General features: G+C 73.4%; 12 protein-coding genes. 2 read left to right on the plus strand and 10 right to left on the minus strand.

Features of this window, described 5'->3' with window-relative positions; genetic code table 11:
• Window positions 1-84 precede the first annotated feature (84 nt).
• From alc to AB0L45_RS01855, 7 genes are all read right to left on the minus strand, one after another.
• Window positions 85-1,242: an allantoicase gene (alc, locus tag AB0L45_RS01825; protein WP_365835020.1), complete on the minus strand. Its 1,158-nt coding sequence runs from the start codon at window positions 1,240-1,242 to the stop codon at window positions 85-87.
• Window positions 1,243-1,409: 167 nt separating this feature from the next.
• Complete coding sequence (locus AB0L45_RS01830) at window positions 1,410-2,372, minus strand: LysR family transcriptional regulator (RefSeq protein ID WP_365835022.1); 963 nt, start codon at window positions 2,370-2,372, stop codon at window positions 1,410-1,412.
• 34 nt (window positions 2,373-2,406) lie between these two features.
• Complete coding sequence (locus AB0L45_RS01835) at window positions 2,407-3,381, minus strand: acyl-ACP desaturase (protein WP_365835024.1); 975 nt, start codon at window positions 3,379-3,381, stop codon at window positions 2,407-2,409.
• A 212-nt stretch (window positions 3,382-3,593) separates the two neighbouring features.
• A complete protein-coding gene (locus AB0L45_RS01840; protein ID WP_365835026.1) occupies window positions 3,594-3,836 on the minus strand; it encodes a hypothetical protein in 243 nt (80 codons plus the stop codon).
• A 23-nt stretch (window positions 3,837-3,859) separates the two neighbouring features.
• On the minus strand, window positions 3,860-5,611 hold the full coding sequence (locus AB0L45_RS01845) for an alpha-L-fucosidase (protein WP_365835028.1): 1,752 nt from the start codon (window positions 5,609-5,611) through the stop codon (window positions 3,860-3,862).
• A gap of 126 nt (window positions 5,612-5,737) precedes the next feature.
• A complete protein-coding gene (gene malQ, locus AB0L45_RS01850; protein ID WP_365835030.1) occupies window positions 5,738-7,903 on the minus strand; it encodes a 4-alpha-glucanotransferase in 2,166 nt (721 codons plus the stop codon).
• Window positions 7,903-8,220 carry a hypothetical protein gene (locus AB0L45_RS01855; RefSeq protein WP_365835032.1) on the minus strand — a complete coding sequence of 106 codons (318 nt, stop codon included), beginning with the start codon at window positions 8,218-8,220 and terminating at the stop codon, window positions 7,903-7,905. Before AB0L45_RS01855 ends, malQ begins: the two co-directional genes overlap by 1 nt.
• 732 nt (window positions 8,221-8,952) lie before the next feature.
• Between AB0L45_RS01855 and AB0L45_RS01860 the strand changes: the two genes are divergently transcribed.
• Window positions 8,953-12,231, plus strand: coding sequence for a beta-N-acetylglucosaminidase domain-containing protein (locus AB0L45_RS01860; protein ID WP_365835616.1), 3,279 nt, complete (start codon window positions 8,953-8,955; stop codon window positions 12,229-12,231).
• A gap of 68 nt (window positions 12,232-12,299) precedes the next feature.
• On the opposite strand, the gene AB0L45_RS01865 is transcribed toward AB0L45_RS01860, so the two are convergent.
• Window positions 12,300-12,836 carry an HNH endonuclease gene (locus tag AB0L45_RS01865; RefSeq protein WP_003982442.1) on the minus strand — a complete coding sequence of 179 codons (537 nt, stop codon included), beginning with the start codon at window positions 12,834-12,836 and terminating at the stop codon, window positions 12,300-12,302.
• A 277-nt stretch (window positions 12,837-13,113) separates the two neighbouring features.
• Here AB0L45_RS01865 and AB0L45_RS01870 point away from each other — a divergent pair, with 277 nt between their 5' ends.
• Complete coding sequence (locus AB0L45_RS01870) at window positions 13,114-14,184, plus strand: mechanosensitive ion channel family protein (RefSeq protein WP_365835034.1); 1,071 nt, start codon at window positions 13,114-13,116, stop codon at window positions 14,182-14,184.
• A gap of 86 nt (window positions 14,185-14,270) precedes the next feature.
• Here AB0L45_RS01870 and AB0L45_RS01875 read toward each other — a convergent pair whose 3' ends face one another.
• Complete coding sequence (locus AB0L45_RS01875; protein WP_365835036.1) at window positions 14,271-14,771, minus strand: hypothetical protein; 501 nt, start codon at window positions 14,769-14,771, stop codon at window positions 14,271-14,273.
• A gap of 55 nt (window positions 14,772-14,826) precedes the next feature.
• On the minus strand, window positions 14,827-15,444 hold the full coding sequence (locus AB0L45_RS01880) for an SUKH-3 domain-containing protein (RefSeq protein ID WP_365835038.1): 618 nt from the start codon (window positions 15,442-15,444) through the stop codon (window positions 14,827-14,829).
• Window position 15,445: the final 1 nt, after the last annotated feature.

Below are 15,445 nucleotides of genomic sequence, written 5' to 3' on the forward strand. Positions count from 1 at the left end.
CGGGCCGGTGGTCCGCCGGGCCTCGCCCCCTCCGCCGGACCCCGCCCCCCTCCGGCGGGGCCTGGCGGCCGGGGACGGGCCGGGTCAGCCGTTCAGTTCGTCGAAGCGGCGGACGAGTGCGGCGCGGCCGGCGTCGGTGAGGTCGCCGTGCAGGCGCATCCGGGCCAGGCCGCCGTCGGGGAAGACGTCCAGCCGTACGTGGGTCGCGGTGACCGGGCGCGGGAGCGCGAAGCGGTGCGGGGTGTCGGGCTGGAGTGCGGTCTGCGGCAGGATCTCGAACCAGGCGTCGTCGTCGGCCGGGTCGGCGGTCGCCGCGTCGCAGCCGTAGAGGGCCGCCCAGCCCGCCGCGTTGCCCTTCAGGTACGCGGTGTCGATCTCGACGGCGCGTATCTCGCCCTGCGCGGCGAGGCGGAAGCGTACCCAGTCGTTGGTGTCGCGGACCCGGCGGCGGCGGTTCTCCCAGCCGTCGTCCATCTTGCGGGACAGGTCGGGCTGGATGATCTGCGCGGGCGAGGAGTAGAAGCGGTCGGAGGCGTCCTCGACGACACCGCCGTGCAGGACGGACGCCAGGTCGACGGTGCCGAGCACGTCCAGCCAGGCCGGGTCGGGCACGACCTCGCCGTACACCCGCAGCCGGGCGATGCCGCCGTCGGGGTGCTGCTTGAGGCGCAGGTGGGTGAAGCGGCGCTCGGCCGTCACCTCGAAGCCGTTGGCGGCGTGGCCGCGTACCGGCGTGCGCGGGACGATCTCCTGCCACTTCACGTCGTCGGCGAGCAGGTCCTGGGGGCTCGGGCTGCCGGGCAGCGCGGTGGCCTCGACGGTGATCTGCTGCGGGTAGTTGCCGCGGAAGTGGGCGGTGTCGACGATGACGCCCCGGACGACGCCGGGGGCGGCGAGGCGGATCAGCGCCCAGTCGTGCTCCTCGTCGGTGGGGAAGGGGTGCGCGCCGTCGGCCCCGCGCCGCCGCCGGGTCTCCCAGCCGTCCATGATCTTGCCCTTGTGGCCGAAGCGCTCCGGGTCGAAGACCGCGGGTCCTGGCGTCAGCAGGTTCTCGCGCTCGGCGAAGAACTCGTCGTTCGCGGCGATGACACCGGCGCCGAAGCGGCGGTCGGCGAGGTCGACGAGCGAGGTGAAGGGGAAGTCCCCGCCGCGGTAGTCCGCGTACGGGTCGCCGCCGCCGTACGGGGCGGCGTCGTTGGCGTGCGGGTCGGTGAAGGAGGCAACGGCCGGGGTGGTGGTCATCTCTGCCCTTCGGTGAGGGGGTGACGCTGACTCCTCGACGATCGCAGGATCGATTCCTCCAGGTCTATCGAAAGTTTCTGGAGGCTATGTTCAGGCAAGCTGAAAGATGTGCGCGTATCAGGTGATCCGAACGGTATGGATGTTCAGGCACACCTGAACGGGATGCCTCAGTGAGCCGCCTCCCCCGGCGGTACGGCCGCGTCCTCGGCGACCCGCCGGAGCGCGGCCAGCACCCGCGCCAGCCCCGGCGCCCCTTCCGCACCGCGCCGTACCGCCGCCACCACATGCCGTCGCGGCTGGTCGGCACGGAGCACCCGCACCGCCACCGCGGCGCCGCCCTCGTCCCGTACGGGCGCGGACCGGCCCCGCGCCCCCGACATCGCCATCCGCGGCACCAGCGCCACCCCCATGCCCGCACCGACCATGGCCAGGATCGCGTCCCAGTCGGCGGCGGCGTGCGCCTGTTCCGGCACGAAACCGGCGTGCTCGCACGCGGTGGTGGTGATCTGCGACCAGGGGCCGCTGCTCCCGTAGATCCACCGCTCGCCCGCCAGGTCGGCGAGCCGCAGGCCCGGCTCGTCCGCCAGCGGGTGCCCGGCGGGCAGCGCCACGTCCAGCGGGTCGGCGAGCAGCGCGAGCCGGGTGAACTTCGGGTCGCGCGGCGTCGGCGCGTGCGCGGCCAGCGACAGCGCGAGGTCGACGCTGCCCTCCGCCAGCAGCTCGTACGCCTCCGCCGCCTCCGCCTCCCGTACGGACACCGCGAGGCCCGGGTGCGAGCCGCGCAGGTCCCGTACGGCGGGGACCACCAGCGCGGGGATCGAGGTGGAGAACGCGCCGACCCGCACCTCCCCCGCCTCGCCCTGGAGGTAGCCGAGCAGTTCGGCGTCGGCGCGCTCCAGTTGCGCGAAGACGGCATCGGCGTGCCGCAGGACCAGGTGCGCGGCGTCCGTCAGGCGGACCCGCCGGCCGTGCGCCTCCAGCAGCGTCACCCCGAGCTGTCGGGCCAGCCCGGTCAGCTGCTGCGAGACCGCCGAGGGCGTCAGGTGCAGCGCCTCGGCGGCCGCGGTGACCGTACCCAGCTCGTGCAGGGCGCGCAGGACGCGCAGCTTCTTGATGTCCCAGTCGGCCATGCGGGCAGCGTACGCAGGCGGAACGGCGGTCTCCCTATCCCCGTGCCGCCCGGCGGGCCTCCCGGGCCGCCAGCCGCTCGTCGAACTTGCGCGCCTGGTCGTCCAGGCCACCCATGAACAGCCCCAGCTCCTCCTGGGCCCGCAGGCCGGCCGGGCCGAGACCGCCGATCTCCAGGACCTTCAGGTAGCGCAGCACCGGCTGGAGCACGTCGTCGTGGTGGATGCGCAGGTTGTAGATCCCGCCGAGCGCCATGCGGGCCGCGGCGCGTTCGAAGCCGGGCATGCCGTGGCCGGGCATGCGGAAGCCGGTGACCACGTCCCGTACGGAGCACATGGTCTGGTCGGGCGCGAGCTCGAAGGCGGCGGCGAGCAGGTTCCGGTAGAAGACCATGTGCAGGTTCTCGTCGGTGGCGATGCGGGCCAGCATCCGGTCGCAGACCGGGTCGCCGGAGTGGTGGCCGGTGTTGCGGTGCGAGATGCGGGTGGCCAGCTCCTGGAAGGCGACGTACGCGATCGAGTGCAGCATGCTGTGCGCGTTGTCGGACTCGAATCCGGCCGACATGTGCGCCATCCGGAAGTTCTCCAGCTCGACCGGGTCCACGGCCCGGCTGGTGAGCAGGTAGTCCCGCATGACGATGCCGTGCCGGCCCTCCTCCGCCGTCCAGCGGTGCACCCAGGTGCCCCAGGCGCCGTCCCGCCCGAAGAGGGAGGCGATCTCGTGGTGGTAGCTGGGCAGGTTGTCCTCGGTCAGCAGGTTGACCACCAGGGCGATCCGCCCTATGTCGGTGACCTTGGACTGCTCGGGGGCCCACGGTTCGCCGCCCATGACGCCGTCGAAATTGCGGCCGTCACTCCAGGGCACGTACTCGTGCGGCATCCAGTCCTTGGCGGCCTTCAGGTGCCGGTCGAGCTCCTTCTCGACGACCTCTTCGAGGGCGTACAGCAGCCGGGTGTCGCTCCATGCGGCCTGGCCGCGCTCTCCGGCATGGCGGTCGGGGGCGATGGTCACGGGTACTCCTGGGGACGGGGTTACCTACGGCTCCGTAGGTTACGCCATCGTAGGTTAGGGCCGTGTGAAGACAAGTTCGCGGGCGGGATCCGGCCCGCGGCGGGAGGGCGGCAGCGGCCCGGTGCGGTATACGCGGGCACGAAAAAGAGGGCGCCCGCAGGTTCTCGCGAACCTGCGGGCGCCCTCGAAGAGGCGTGGGAAGGAGTCCCGGATCAGACCTTGGACTGCTTGCGGGACTTGTCACCGGCCATCACCAGACCGGCGATGACCAGGAAGAGGACGAGGGGAGCGGCGACATAGAGGCCGAGCGTCTGGACGACACTCAGGCCCGGACCCGGGTCGTCACCATCGTCGCGGGTGAGCGCGAACGCGGGGGACGACATCAGCAGCATCAGCGCGGTGCCGGCCGTGATGGTTCCGGCGCGCAGGGCGTTCTTCTTGACCAGATTGCTCACGAGGTCAACGTATCGGACGCCGTTCACCCTCGCGCGCCCGGGGTGGCCTTACGGTTGACCGCGCCGGACGGGAGCGTGCTCACGGCCGGCCGGGGCCGGGACAGGTGGGCCGTCACGGGCGTCAGGTGCGGAGCGGCGCGGGACGCGAGCACCCGTACGCGTACGGCGTCGGCGGTCACCGGCGCGGGCAGCGCCAGGATGCGCCGGTGGCCGACGGTCGCCCCTCCGGCGATCCGCCGCCAGACCCCGCCGGCCGCCCGCGCCTCGACGGCGAACCGTTCCACCCGCTGCCCGTACCGCAGGTCCTCACCGAGCCCGACCCGGTCGAAGGTGATCACACCCGGGGCCCGGCCGCCCTGCAAGAGGTCGCGCCCGTACGTCTCCCGTACGGCCCGCCCGAAGCCGGTGAGGGAGGCGACGTCGGCCGCGTCGATCCGGCCGCTCCGGTCCGGTGCCGCATTGAGCAGCAGCGACGCGTTGCGGCCCACGCTCTTCTCGTAGAGGTCCATCAGCCGGGCGGGCGTCTTGGGCCGCTCCCAGGGATGGTGGAACCAGCCGGGCCGGAGCGAGACGTCCGCCTCCGCCGGATACCACTGGAGGTACGTGGTGGTGGGGGCCAGCAGCCTGGCGCGGGAGCCGATGTCGGCGTCGGTGGAGTCGTTGGGCAGGCCCCCGGAGAGCACCGACCAGGGGTCGACAGCGGACGGGGTGACGCTCCACTCCGTCTCACGCGCCACGCCGCGCTCGTTGCCGACCCAGCGCACGCCCTGCGGCCCCTGGAAGACGACGGTGCGCGGCGAGAGGCGGCGGATCGTCTCGAACCACTGGCGCACGCCGTACCGCTGCGTGATGCCGGCGTCCGCCCACGGGTTCGCGCCGTCCAGCCACAGCTCTTCGACCGGGCCGTACTGGGTGAGCAGTTCGTAGACCTGGTTGAGGTAGTACGCGTCGTAATCGTCGGCGCGGACGGTGAAGGAGGGCAGCCGGCCGTCGCGTACGGCGTCGGCGCGGTCGTCGCCGGGGACGAGGGTGGGGAGGGTGCGCTCGGTGACGGCGCTGCCGTTGCCGAAGCGGCCCAGCCCGGCGGGCGTCCGGCCGCGGTCCGCCAGGGCGACCCGTTCGGGCAGGGTCAGCGGCCTGCCCTCGGCCTGCTTGCGCCGGATCTCCTCGACCCAGCGCGCGTGCCAGGCGTGCGGCAGTTCGGCGCCGTCGGACGGGGAGAGGTAGAGGCCGACCTTGAGCCCGGCCTCGCGGGCGGCCCGTACGTACGCGCCGACGACGTCCGGCTGCCCGGGGCTCGCCCGGACGGTGTGCGGGGTGTAGCGGCTGGGGTAGAGCACGAAGCCGTCGTGGTGCTTGACGGTCAGCATGACCTGCTCGGCGCCCGCCGCCCGGTACGCGCGCATCCACTGGCCCACGTCGATGCGCGGCGGCGCGAACCACTTCGGGTCCTCGGTCCCCGAGCCCCACTCGCGGCCGGTGAAGGTGTTCATGCCGAAGTGCGTGAACGCGGTGACCTCCCGCTGCTGCCAGGCGCGCTGGGCGGCGGTCGGCACGACGTTCGCGGCCTTCTCGATGATCCGCGCCGGGCTGTCGCAGGGCAGGACGGTCATCTGGGAGGCGGGGCGTACGGGGCCCTGGCAGGGGCCCGGGGCGGGCTGCCGGCCGGTGGCGGTGGCCTGCGACGTGACCGGCAGGGCCAGGGGGACGAGAGCGGCGGTGACGGCGCACGCGAACGCGGCCCGCAGCCGGGCGCGTGGGCGGCTTCTTGCCATGGTTCCCTCCAACTCTCCGACCACGCGCGGTCGGATCTCTTGGACGGCGTCCACGGCATGGTGCCGTACGGCCGGAGCGGCCGGAAGACCGGCGCGGGCCGCCGCGCCACCCCCGGCCCGCCTCGACTAACCCTGTTCGCCGCGCAGTTCCCGCATCAGCGCATGGAGCCGGGGCGACGCGGCGATCTCCTCCAAGGACAGCGGGCGCCCCGTCGGGCCGGCGATCGGCAGCCGCCAGTTGGGATATTCGTCCCATGTCCCCGGAAGGTTCTGCGGACGCCGGTCGCCCACCGCGTCCGGCAGCCACACACCGACCATCCGGGCGGGCGTGCGCAGCAGGTAGCGGTGCAGCGCCTTGACCGCGGCCTCCTCACTCCCCCGTCCCTCCGGCAGCAGCCCCAGCCGGTGCAGCGTCTCCAGCCACTCGCCGACCTCGACCGCCTCCGCCGCCTGTTCCTCCCGGAGCGGGCGGTCCAGCAGCCCGAGGCCGTGGCGCAGTTCGGCGTGCTGCCCGGTCAGCCGGGCCGCCGTACTGGGCAGGTCGTGCGTGGTGACCGTGGCCAGGCAGTCGGCGCGCCAGTCGGCGGGCGGCAGCGGCCGGGCCGGTTCCTCGGTGTAGTCGCGTTCGAACCACAGGACGGAGGTGCCGAGCACCCCGCGTTCGGCCAGCTCCGTACGGACCACCGGCTCGACCGTCCCCAGGTCCTCGCCGATGACGGCGGCGCCCGCGCGGTGCGCCTCCAGGGCGAGGACGGAGAGCATCGCCTCGGCGTCGTAACGTACGTACGCGCCGTCCGTCGGCGGCCGCCCCTCCGGCACCCACCACAGCCGGAACAGGCCCATGACGTGGTCGATGCGCAGGCCGCCCGCGTGCCGCAGCATGCCGCGCAGCAGACCGCGGTACGGGGCGTAGCCCTGGGCGGCCAGCGCGTCCGGCCGCCAGGGCGGCAGGCCCCAGTCCTGGCCGCGCGAGTTGAAGGCGTCGGGCGGCGCGCCCACGGACATGCCGGCCGCGAAGGCGTCCTGCTGGGCCCAGGTGTCGGAGCCGGAGGGGTGGACGCCGACGGCCAGGTCGTGCACCAGCCCGATGCCCATCCCGGCCTCCTCGGCGGCGCGCTGGGCGGCGGCGAGCTGCTGGTCGGTCAGCCACGCGAGGCGGCTGTGGAAGTCGATGCGGTCCAGCAGGCAGCCGCGCATCCGTGCCGTACGGGCCGAGCGCGGGTCGTCCAGGCCGGCGGGCCAGCCGCGCCAGTCGGGCCCGTACCGCTCGGCCAGCGCGCACCAGGTGGCGTGGTCCTCCAGGCCGGCGCCCTGTTCGGCGAGGAAGTCGCAGTACGCGGCGCGCCGGCCGGGGCCCAGCGGCACCTTCCGGAGCAGCTCCAACGCTTCCTTCTTCAGCTCCCACACCGCGTCCCGGTCGATCAGCGCGCCCTTGCGCAGGACCGTTTCGCGCAGGTTCTGCGCCCGTACGAGCAGCGCGTCGGCCCGGTCGCGGGCGTCGCCTTCGAGGAAGGCGAACTCGGGGATCTCCTCGATGCGCAGGTGGACGGGGTCGGGGAAGCGGCGGGAGGAGGGGCGGTACGGCGAGGGGTCGGTGGGCGCTCCCGGTACGGCGACGTGCAGCGGGTTGATCTGCACGAAGCCGGTGCCGAGCGTGCGTCCGGACCAGGCGGCCAGGTCGGCGAGGTCACCCAGGTCGCCCATGCCCCAGGAGCGGGCGGAGAGCAGGGAGTACAGCTGCACCATGAAGCCGTGGGTACGGCCGGGCGGCGCGGGCATCCGGTCGGGGGCGACGATCAGGTGGGCGCGGGCGGAACGGCCGTCGGGTGTGTGGGCGCGCAGGGTGTGGATGCCGAGGGGGAGGCGGCCCACGTGGCTGCCGGGGCCGTGGACGGGCTTCCGGCGGCGCTGCCGGGCGTCGGCGCGGCGCGGGGCCCGGCCGTCCTGGCCAGGCGGCTCGTACGCGTACTCCGCGCGGCCTCCGGGGTCAGGACCCCAGTCGAGCACCTCGCCCGACTCGGTCTCCACCCGAAGGGCGGTGCCCTCGGGCAGGCGCGACAGGTCCGGCGGGCGCCCCGGGCGCACCACGACGGTGGGCGGGAGCAGGGCACGGCCCGCGCCGTGGTCGTACGCCTCCAGTGCGGCGCGTACGGCGTGCGGAGTCGAGGCGTCGACCCCGAGTGCGGCGAGCACGGCGACGACGGTGTCGTCACCGACGTGTTCGATGCGGCCCGGTGCGGGCTCATAGGACGTGCACACACCGTGCAGACCGGCGAGCCGCGGTAGGCCCATCAGACCTCCATGGTCTCCGTGCCCAGGCCGGCCGCGGTGGGCTCGCTGGTCAGCGGCAGCTCGGCGGCGATCGGGGACTCGCTGGTGAGCGGAGCGGCGTCGGCGAGCGGAGGCTCGCTGGTCAGGGGCGGTTCGCAGAAGCAGAGCGAGCCGGAGCCGTCCAGGCCGGAGTCGGGGTCGGACACCCCGGCGAACAGATCCGGCTCGACGGGTTTCTCCGGCGCGGAAATTTCCGGTCCGGAGGGTTTGACGCGCTCTGCCGGGTACTCGGGGGCGGACGACAGTGCGTCGAGGAGAAGCTGAGCGGACGCGGCCACGGAGGGCCTCCCGTTCGTCGGTAGTGGGACACGACCTGCCCTACCCACTCCGGGCGGTCGCAGACGTATCCATTCAATCAACGTGACCCAGGTCACACATCCCTCGTGCAGGCGATTTGCCGGTGGCGGACGGGTGACGGCGCAGGGATGCGCCCGGGAGGCACGTTCCGGAGGAAGTCCTTCAGCGCCTCGGGCCGCCCGTGGCGCTCCTTCGGACCGGCCCTCGGACCGGCCTCGGTCCGCCCCTGCGCGCACCCCTTCGTCCGGCCCCTGGCGCACCCTCGGTCCGCCCCTCGGACCCGCCGCGACACGCCGGTCGCACGGGGCATACCCGGCACTTCGCCTGCTGCCGTTGACACCCTCACCACCACAGTGGTGGGCTCACTGCCGAAGGCTTGTCCGGCGGGGTTCCACGGGGTACGAGGCCCCGCGGCGGAAGTCGGCTCAGGGGCGCGCGGCCGCGGGGCCGCCGGGCTGCGGCCGGCCGGTGCGACCGGCCGGGTGAGTAGTGGTTACGGGGACTGAGGAGAGACCGTGCGAGTCCGGAACAGCGTTCGGGACGCCGGATGGGGCGACAGGCGGAGCGAGGGCAGCGGCACGGCCGGGGGCGGTGGAGCCGGGAACGGTGATACGCGCCCGGGCGGAGCCGGTGACGGCGACGTCCGCCGGGCCGGGGGCGCCGGCGCGCCGCCGGCCGGGCCCACCAGCATCGGCACCGGCAGTGCCGGCCGGCTGGGGGCCGCACGGGCGCGGGCCCGTACGCGCGTCGCCGGAGCCACCGCCCTCGCCGCCGCCGTCATCGGCGGGCTCCTGGGGAGCACCGTCCCCGCCCACGCGGCGCCCGCCGACCCGGCCGTCGGCACTCCCGACCTGCCCGGGCAGTCCGACGGCTCCGGCCGGACCGCCTCCGCGGGGCAGCTGCCCGCCGTGTGGCCGCGCCCGCAGTCGATGCGGCCGGCCGGCCCGTCCGTGCAGCTGGGCGACGAGGCCGCCGTCGTCGCCGCGCCGGACGCCGATCCGTACGCCCTGGACGCGCTGCGCGCCCTGCTGCGCGACGCCGGGATGCGTACGGTCCATGACGTCGCCCCGGGGCAGACGCCGCCCGGTGAGGGCCCGGTCTTCCGCGTCGGCGGCCCGGACGCCGAGAGCGCGCTGCGGGCCCTGCGCGCGTCCGCACGCGGCGATCTGCCGTCCGGCGGCTACCGTCTCGCGGTCGGTGAGACGGCGGGCCGGGACACGGTCGCTCTGGACGGTGTCGGGCCGGACGGCCTCTTCCATGCCGTACAGACGCTGCGCCAATTGATCGTGGAGCGCGCCGAGAAGGGCGGCGGCGAGGGCGGCAGTGGTGGCCGCGGTAGGGACGGCGGTCGCGGTGGCGGCAAAGAGCTGGCCTCCGTCGTCGTCCGGGACTGGCCCGGCACCGCCGTACGCGGCATGACCGAGGGCTTCTTCGGCCAGCCCTGGACCCACGAGCAGCGCCTGGACCAGCTGGACTTCCTGGGCCGTACGAAGCAGAACCGCTACCTGTACGCGCCCGGCGACGACCCGTACCGCCAGTTCCGCTGGCGCGAGCCCTACCCGGCGGCGCAGCGTGCGGACTTCCGGGCGCTGGCCGAGCGGGCCCGCGCCAACCATGTGACGCTGGGCTGGGCCGTCTCGCCCGGCCAGGCCATGTGCATGTCCTCCGAGGACGACCTGAAGGCGCTGCGCCGCAAGGTGGACGCGATGTGGGCGCTGGGCGTACGCGCCTTCCAGCTCCAGTTCCAGGACGTCAGCTACAGCGAGTGGCACTGCGATGCGGACGCCGACACCTTCGGCTCCGGCCCGGAGGCCGCCGCGAAGGCGCACGCCAAGGTGGCGGACGCGCTCGCCGAGCACCTCGCCGCGAAGCATCCCGAGGCGCCGCCGCTCACGCTCATGCCGACCGAGTACTACCAGGACGGCTCGACCGCCTACCGCGAGGCGCTGGCGGCCGCGCTGTCCGACCGGGTCGAGGTCGCGTGGACCGGCGTCGGTGTCGTCCCCCGTACCATCACCGGAAGCGAACTGGCCACGGCCCGGGAAGCGTTCAGGCACCGGATGGTCACGATGGACAACTATCCGGTCAACGACTATGCGCAGGACCGTATCTTCCTCGGCCCCTACACGGGCCGCGAACCCGCCGTCGCCACCGGTTCCAGCGCCCTGCTGGCCAACGCCATGGCCCAGCCCACCGCGTCCCGCATCGCGCTGTTCACGACCGCCGACTTCGCCTGGAACCCCCGCGGCTACCGGCCCGGCGCCTCCTGGCAGGCAGCCATCGACGACCTCTCCGGCGGCGACGCCACCTCCCGCGCCGCCCTGCACGCCCTGGCCGGCAACGATGCCTCCTCGGTCCTCGCCGCCGACGAGTCCGCGTACCTCACACCGCTGATCGAAGCGTTCTGGAAGGCCCGCGCCGCCGCCACGAACAGCACCGACCCGCGCGACGACGAGCGCTACACCGAGGCCGCCGCCCGGCTGCGGGCCGCCTTCCACACGATGAGCGGCGCGCCGGAACGGCTGTCCCCCGGGCTGGCCGAGGAAGTACGTCCGTGGGCGCGCCAGTTGGCGCGGTACGGTTCGGCGGGCGAGCGCGCCGTGGACATGCTGGTGGCGCAGGCCCGCGGTGACGGGGCGGCCGCGTGGACCGCACAGCGCTCCGTCCAGGACCTGCTGAAGAAGATCAAGAAGAGTCCGGTGACGGTCGGAAAGGGCGTTCTGGGCCCCTTCCTCGACCGCGCGATGACCGAGTCCGACGCGTGGACCGGCGCCCGCTCCGACACCCCGCCCCCCGACGACGGCGCCCACCCCACGTCCCTGACCGTCCCCTTCGACCGTCCCCGCCCGCTGACCGCGGTCACCTCGCTCACCGAGCCGAGCCCGTCCGCCGCCGCCGTCTCCGTGGAGGCGCACGTCCCCGGCGAGGGCTGGCGCCGCCTCGGCGGCCTGTCCAGCACCGGCTGGACGCAGACCGAGGCGCGCGGCCTGAAGACCGACGCGATCCGGCTCGCCTGGCAGGACGGCACCACCGCGCCGTCCGTGCACTCCTTCACGCCGTGGTTCGCCGACACCCCGGCGGCCGGCCTGGAGCTGTCCCGCGACGCGATCGACGCCGACACCGGCGGCACCTTCTCCGTGGACGCCCGGATCTTCTCCCGCCGCCCCGCCGACGTGGAGGGCAAGCTCACCGCCACGGCACCCAAGGGGTTCACCGTACGGGCGCCGGAGCACGTCACGGCCCCGCGCGGCGGCACCGCGACCGCCCGTATCCAGGTCACGGTCCCGCGCGACGCCAAGTCCGGCACGTACGAGATCCCCGTCACCTACGGCGACCAGAAGCGGACGCTGACCGTCCGGACCTATCCGCCGACCGACGGCCCCGACCTGGCGCGCGGCGCCGCGGTGACCTCCTCCGGCGACGAGACGTCCGAGTTCCCGGCCTCGGCCGTCACCGACGGCGACCCGAAGACCCGCTGGTCCTCCCCCGCCCAGGACGACGCCTGGCTCCAGTTCGAACTCGCGCGCCCCGCCCGCCTCGGACGCCTCACCCTGACCTGGCAGGACGCCTACGCGACCGGCTACACGGTCCGTGTCTCGTCAGACGGCGTCACCTGGCGCACGGCGGCCACCGTCCGCGACGGCAAGGGCGGCCGCGAATCCGTCCGCATGGACGCGGAGAACGTCCGTTTCGTACGGATCCAGGGCGACAAGCGCGCGACCCGCTTCGGCTACTCACTGTGGAGCGTGGAGGCGTACGCGGTGAAGGGCTCGGACCGGCCGGCCCCGCCGCCCGCCCGGCAGCCCGACGGCACCCGGCCCGACAGTGCCCGGCCCGGCACGCCCGCCCGGCCCGGCTCCTCCGGAGGCGCGCCCGGGGACACGCCTGGAGGCGCAGCCGGAAGCGCGGCCGGAAGCCCCACCGGAAGCGCGACCGGCACCGCCGCCTCGGCCGCCTCGGCCGAGGGAACCTGGCCGGCGGTCGGCCGGTAGCGGCTCATGCGCGGGGCGCCGGGCCCGGACTCGTCCGGACCCGGCGGGCCCCACGCGAAAACCCGGACCTATGCCGATACGGCATCGATCCGGGCCAGTGCGTCGTCCGCCCCGTACGGCTGCAGATATGGCAGCCAACGGGGATCCCTATGCCCCGTACCGATGATCCGCCAGGCCAGGCCCGACGGCGGCGCGGGCTGATGCCGCAACCGCCAGCCGATCTCGGCGACATGCCGGTCGGCCTTGACGTGGTTGCAGCGGCGGCACGCGGCGACGACGTTCTCCCAGGTGTGCTGCCCGCCACGGCTGCGCGGAACGACGTGATCGACGCTGGTTGCGACGCCACCGCAGTACATGCACCGCCCGCCGTCCCGGGCGAAGAGGGCACGGCGGGTCAACGGGACGGGACCGCGAAAAGGCACCCGCACGAACCGCTTGAGGCGGACCACACTCGGAGCGGGCATCACACGGGTCGCGCTGTGCATCAGGGCGCCGGACTCCTCAAGGCTGACGGCCTTTTCGTTGAGGACGAGGATGAGCGCGCGGCGGAGCGGTACGACGCCGAGCGGCTCGTACGACGCGTTGAGGACCAGGACATGCGGCACGGGTGCCTCCTTGTACGCCGGCGGCGCGTGGCTCGCGCCGGGACGATCTCTCCACAGTGTCCCCCGGTGCCTGGTCGGAGCGCCACCATCACCGGGTAACGGGTCCGAGGTGTTTTCGACCACATGCCTTTACTTCCCCCCAAACAGACCCGCAATTGGTCCGGTCACTCTCGAACACCGGCGCGGACCGCCCCCGTTGCCCCGTTAGTGTGGTTGGTCTGCCCGGGGCACGGTAAGTACCGACCCGGGTCTGCTGTCCCACACGGAGGTCCCTGCTGTGTTCTGGTCCGCTTCCCCAGCCGCCACGCCGCCCGGCGCGCATCGCCGGGCGTCGCTCGACGACGCCACGGAGAAGGCCACCAACGCCGCCGGATGGGTGGAGGAGAACTGGGCGACCTGGCTCACGTCCGCCCTGCAGATCGCGCTGATCATCATCATCGCCGTGATCCTGCGGCATGTGATCCGGCGCACGATCACCAAGCTCATAGAACGGATGAACCGCACCGCGACGGCCGCCCAAGGCACCGCGCTGGGCGGGCTCCTGGTCAACGCCGAACGCCGCCGCCAGCGCTCCGAAGCCATCGGCTCGGTGCTGCGCAGCGTCGCGTCCTTCGTCATCATGGGCACCGCGGCCCTGACGGTGCTGTCCGTCCTGAAGATCAACCTGGCCCCGCTGCTCGCCAGCGCCGGCGTCGCGGGCGTCGCCATCGGCTTCGGCGCCCGCAACCTCGTCACCGACTTCCTCTCCGGCGTCTTCATGATCCTGGAGGACCAGTACGGCGTCGGCGACGAGATCGACGCGGGCGTGGCCACCGGTACGGTCGTCGAGGTCGGCCTGCGCGTCACCAAGCTGCGCGGCCCCAACGGCGCCATCTGGTACATCCGCAACGGCGAGGTCAAGCGCATCGGCAACCTCAGCCAGGGCTGGTCCACCGCCACCGTCGACGTCATGATCGCCCCGGACCAGGACCTGGACCGCGCCCGCGACGTCATCACCACCGTCGGCGAGGAGATGTCCAAGGCCGAACCCTGGAACGAACAGCTCTGGGAGGCCGTCGAGGTCCTCGGCCTCAGCGAGGTCCACCTCGACTCCGTCACCATCAGCGTCTCCGCCAAGACCATGCCCGGCAAGGCCCCCGGCATAGAACGCGAACTCCGCTGGCGCATCAAAAAGGCCCTCGACGCCGCCGGCATCACCCTGGCCCCCCGCCCCCTCCCCGACGACTCCCCCGAACCCCCCACCCCCGACCCCACCGCCACCGTAGCGGCCCCGTCGGCCCTGGCCAGCCCGACTTCCCCGCAGTCGCTGGCGACTACGCCTATTCCGGCGCCGAATATGAACAAATAGTCACCAGCACACAGCGCGCCGCCCCGAACCGGTTCCCGGTTCGGGGCGGTGTCACGTCGGAGGAGTTGGTGCTTCCTTGCCGGGCCTCAGGCCTCCGCTGCCAGGTAGTCGTAATAATCGGCCGGTCCCGTCAGTACAGCCTGGAAATACAACGGCTCCCCATCGCTGTCCAGCGGAACCTCATGACCGGCAACGCGCGTGAAACCCAGGGAGAGCTGCGGCACATACGCGTAGAGCGTCTCGTCCCGGACGGTGAACCCCATGTCCTCCACCCGCTCCAGCAGTTTCCGGGCCGGCGTACGGAAGACGTCGAGGCCCCGGAACCGCACGGTGATCTGTTCGGGACCAGGACGCGGGATCCACACCTCGGCCGCCGTGAGAGTCCGGCCGTCCTCGAAGTGAAGGACGGTCTCGAACTGCGGGTGCAGCACGACGGCCTTCATGTGACGGACCGGATCGGCAACGCCCGCATCCTGAACCTTGACCCGCCCCCATTCCGCAGCCTCGGCCAGGACGGTTTCCGCCGCCGCGCCCAGTGGAAAGCCGGTGATCCCCTGAGGCGGCTCCAGCTCGATGTCCCTCTTCATGCTCTTACCGCCATACGCTTGCTCCCTCTTCCGCGCCTGTCGCCTTGGAGAGCCCTCACCCGAAAACGCTGCACACCTCGCCGGCCGGTCGCGGCCCCATGTCCTCAGCCGTGTCGGCCACCGCCGGCGCACCGCCCTCGGACTCCGGCGTCTCCGGCCCCGGCTCAGCCTCCGCCGGCTCCCACGCGCCGTCTTCCCGAACCCGCTTCGGCCGACGCCCTTCGATCAGTACGCCCAACCCGGCGAGCACCGAATTACCGAGATACCACCAGCCCCCGTGGTTGACCATGAAGAGACGGCCCCGCTCGTCCACGGCCAGCAGGGAATCGTCCCCATGCGATCCGAGCGGGAAGACACGGCTGCCGATCAGCTCCCCGAAACCGCGCATGGTGGCCGGCGCATGACGTCCTTCCCGCGGATCAAGAATGAAACCCCGCAGGCCGCATTCCAGGCCGGGCCCGTGCAGAAGCACATGCAGCCCGTGGAATTGGCGCACCGCCCGTTCCGCTGCCGGGAAGAGCTCCCACGAGGCGCCGGTCCCGGCGCCGGCCGTACTCACCGTCTCCAGCATGGCCAGCAGCGCGGACGACCCCGCGTCGCGCGTCGGCGACCACCCCGCATCGCCGAGCACCGCGAGTACGCTGCGTACGCTGCGATCCGTCACCTCACTCATG

This window comes from Streptomyces sp. NPDC052496 (genome assembly GCF_040679095.1).
Lineage (GTDB): Bacteria > Actinomycetota > Actinomycetes > Streptomycetales > Streptomycetaceae > Streptomyces.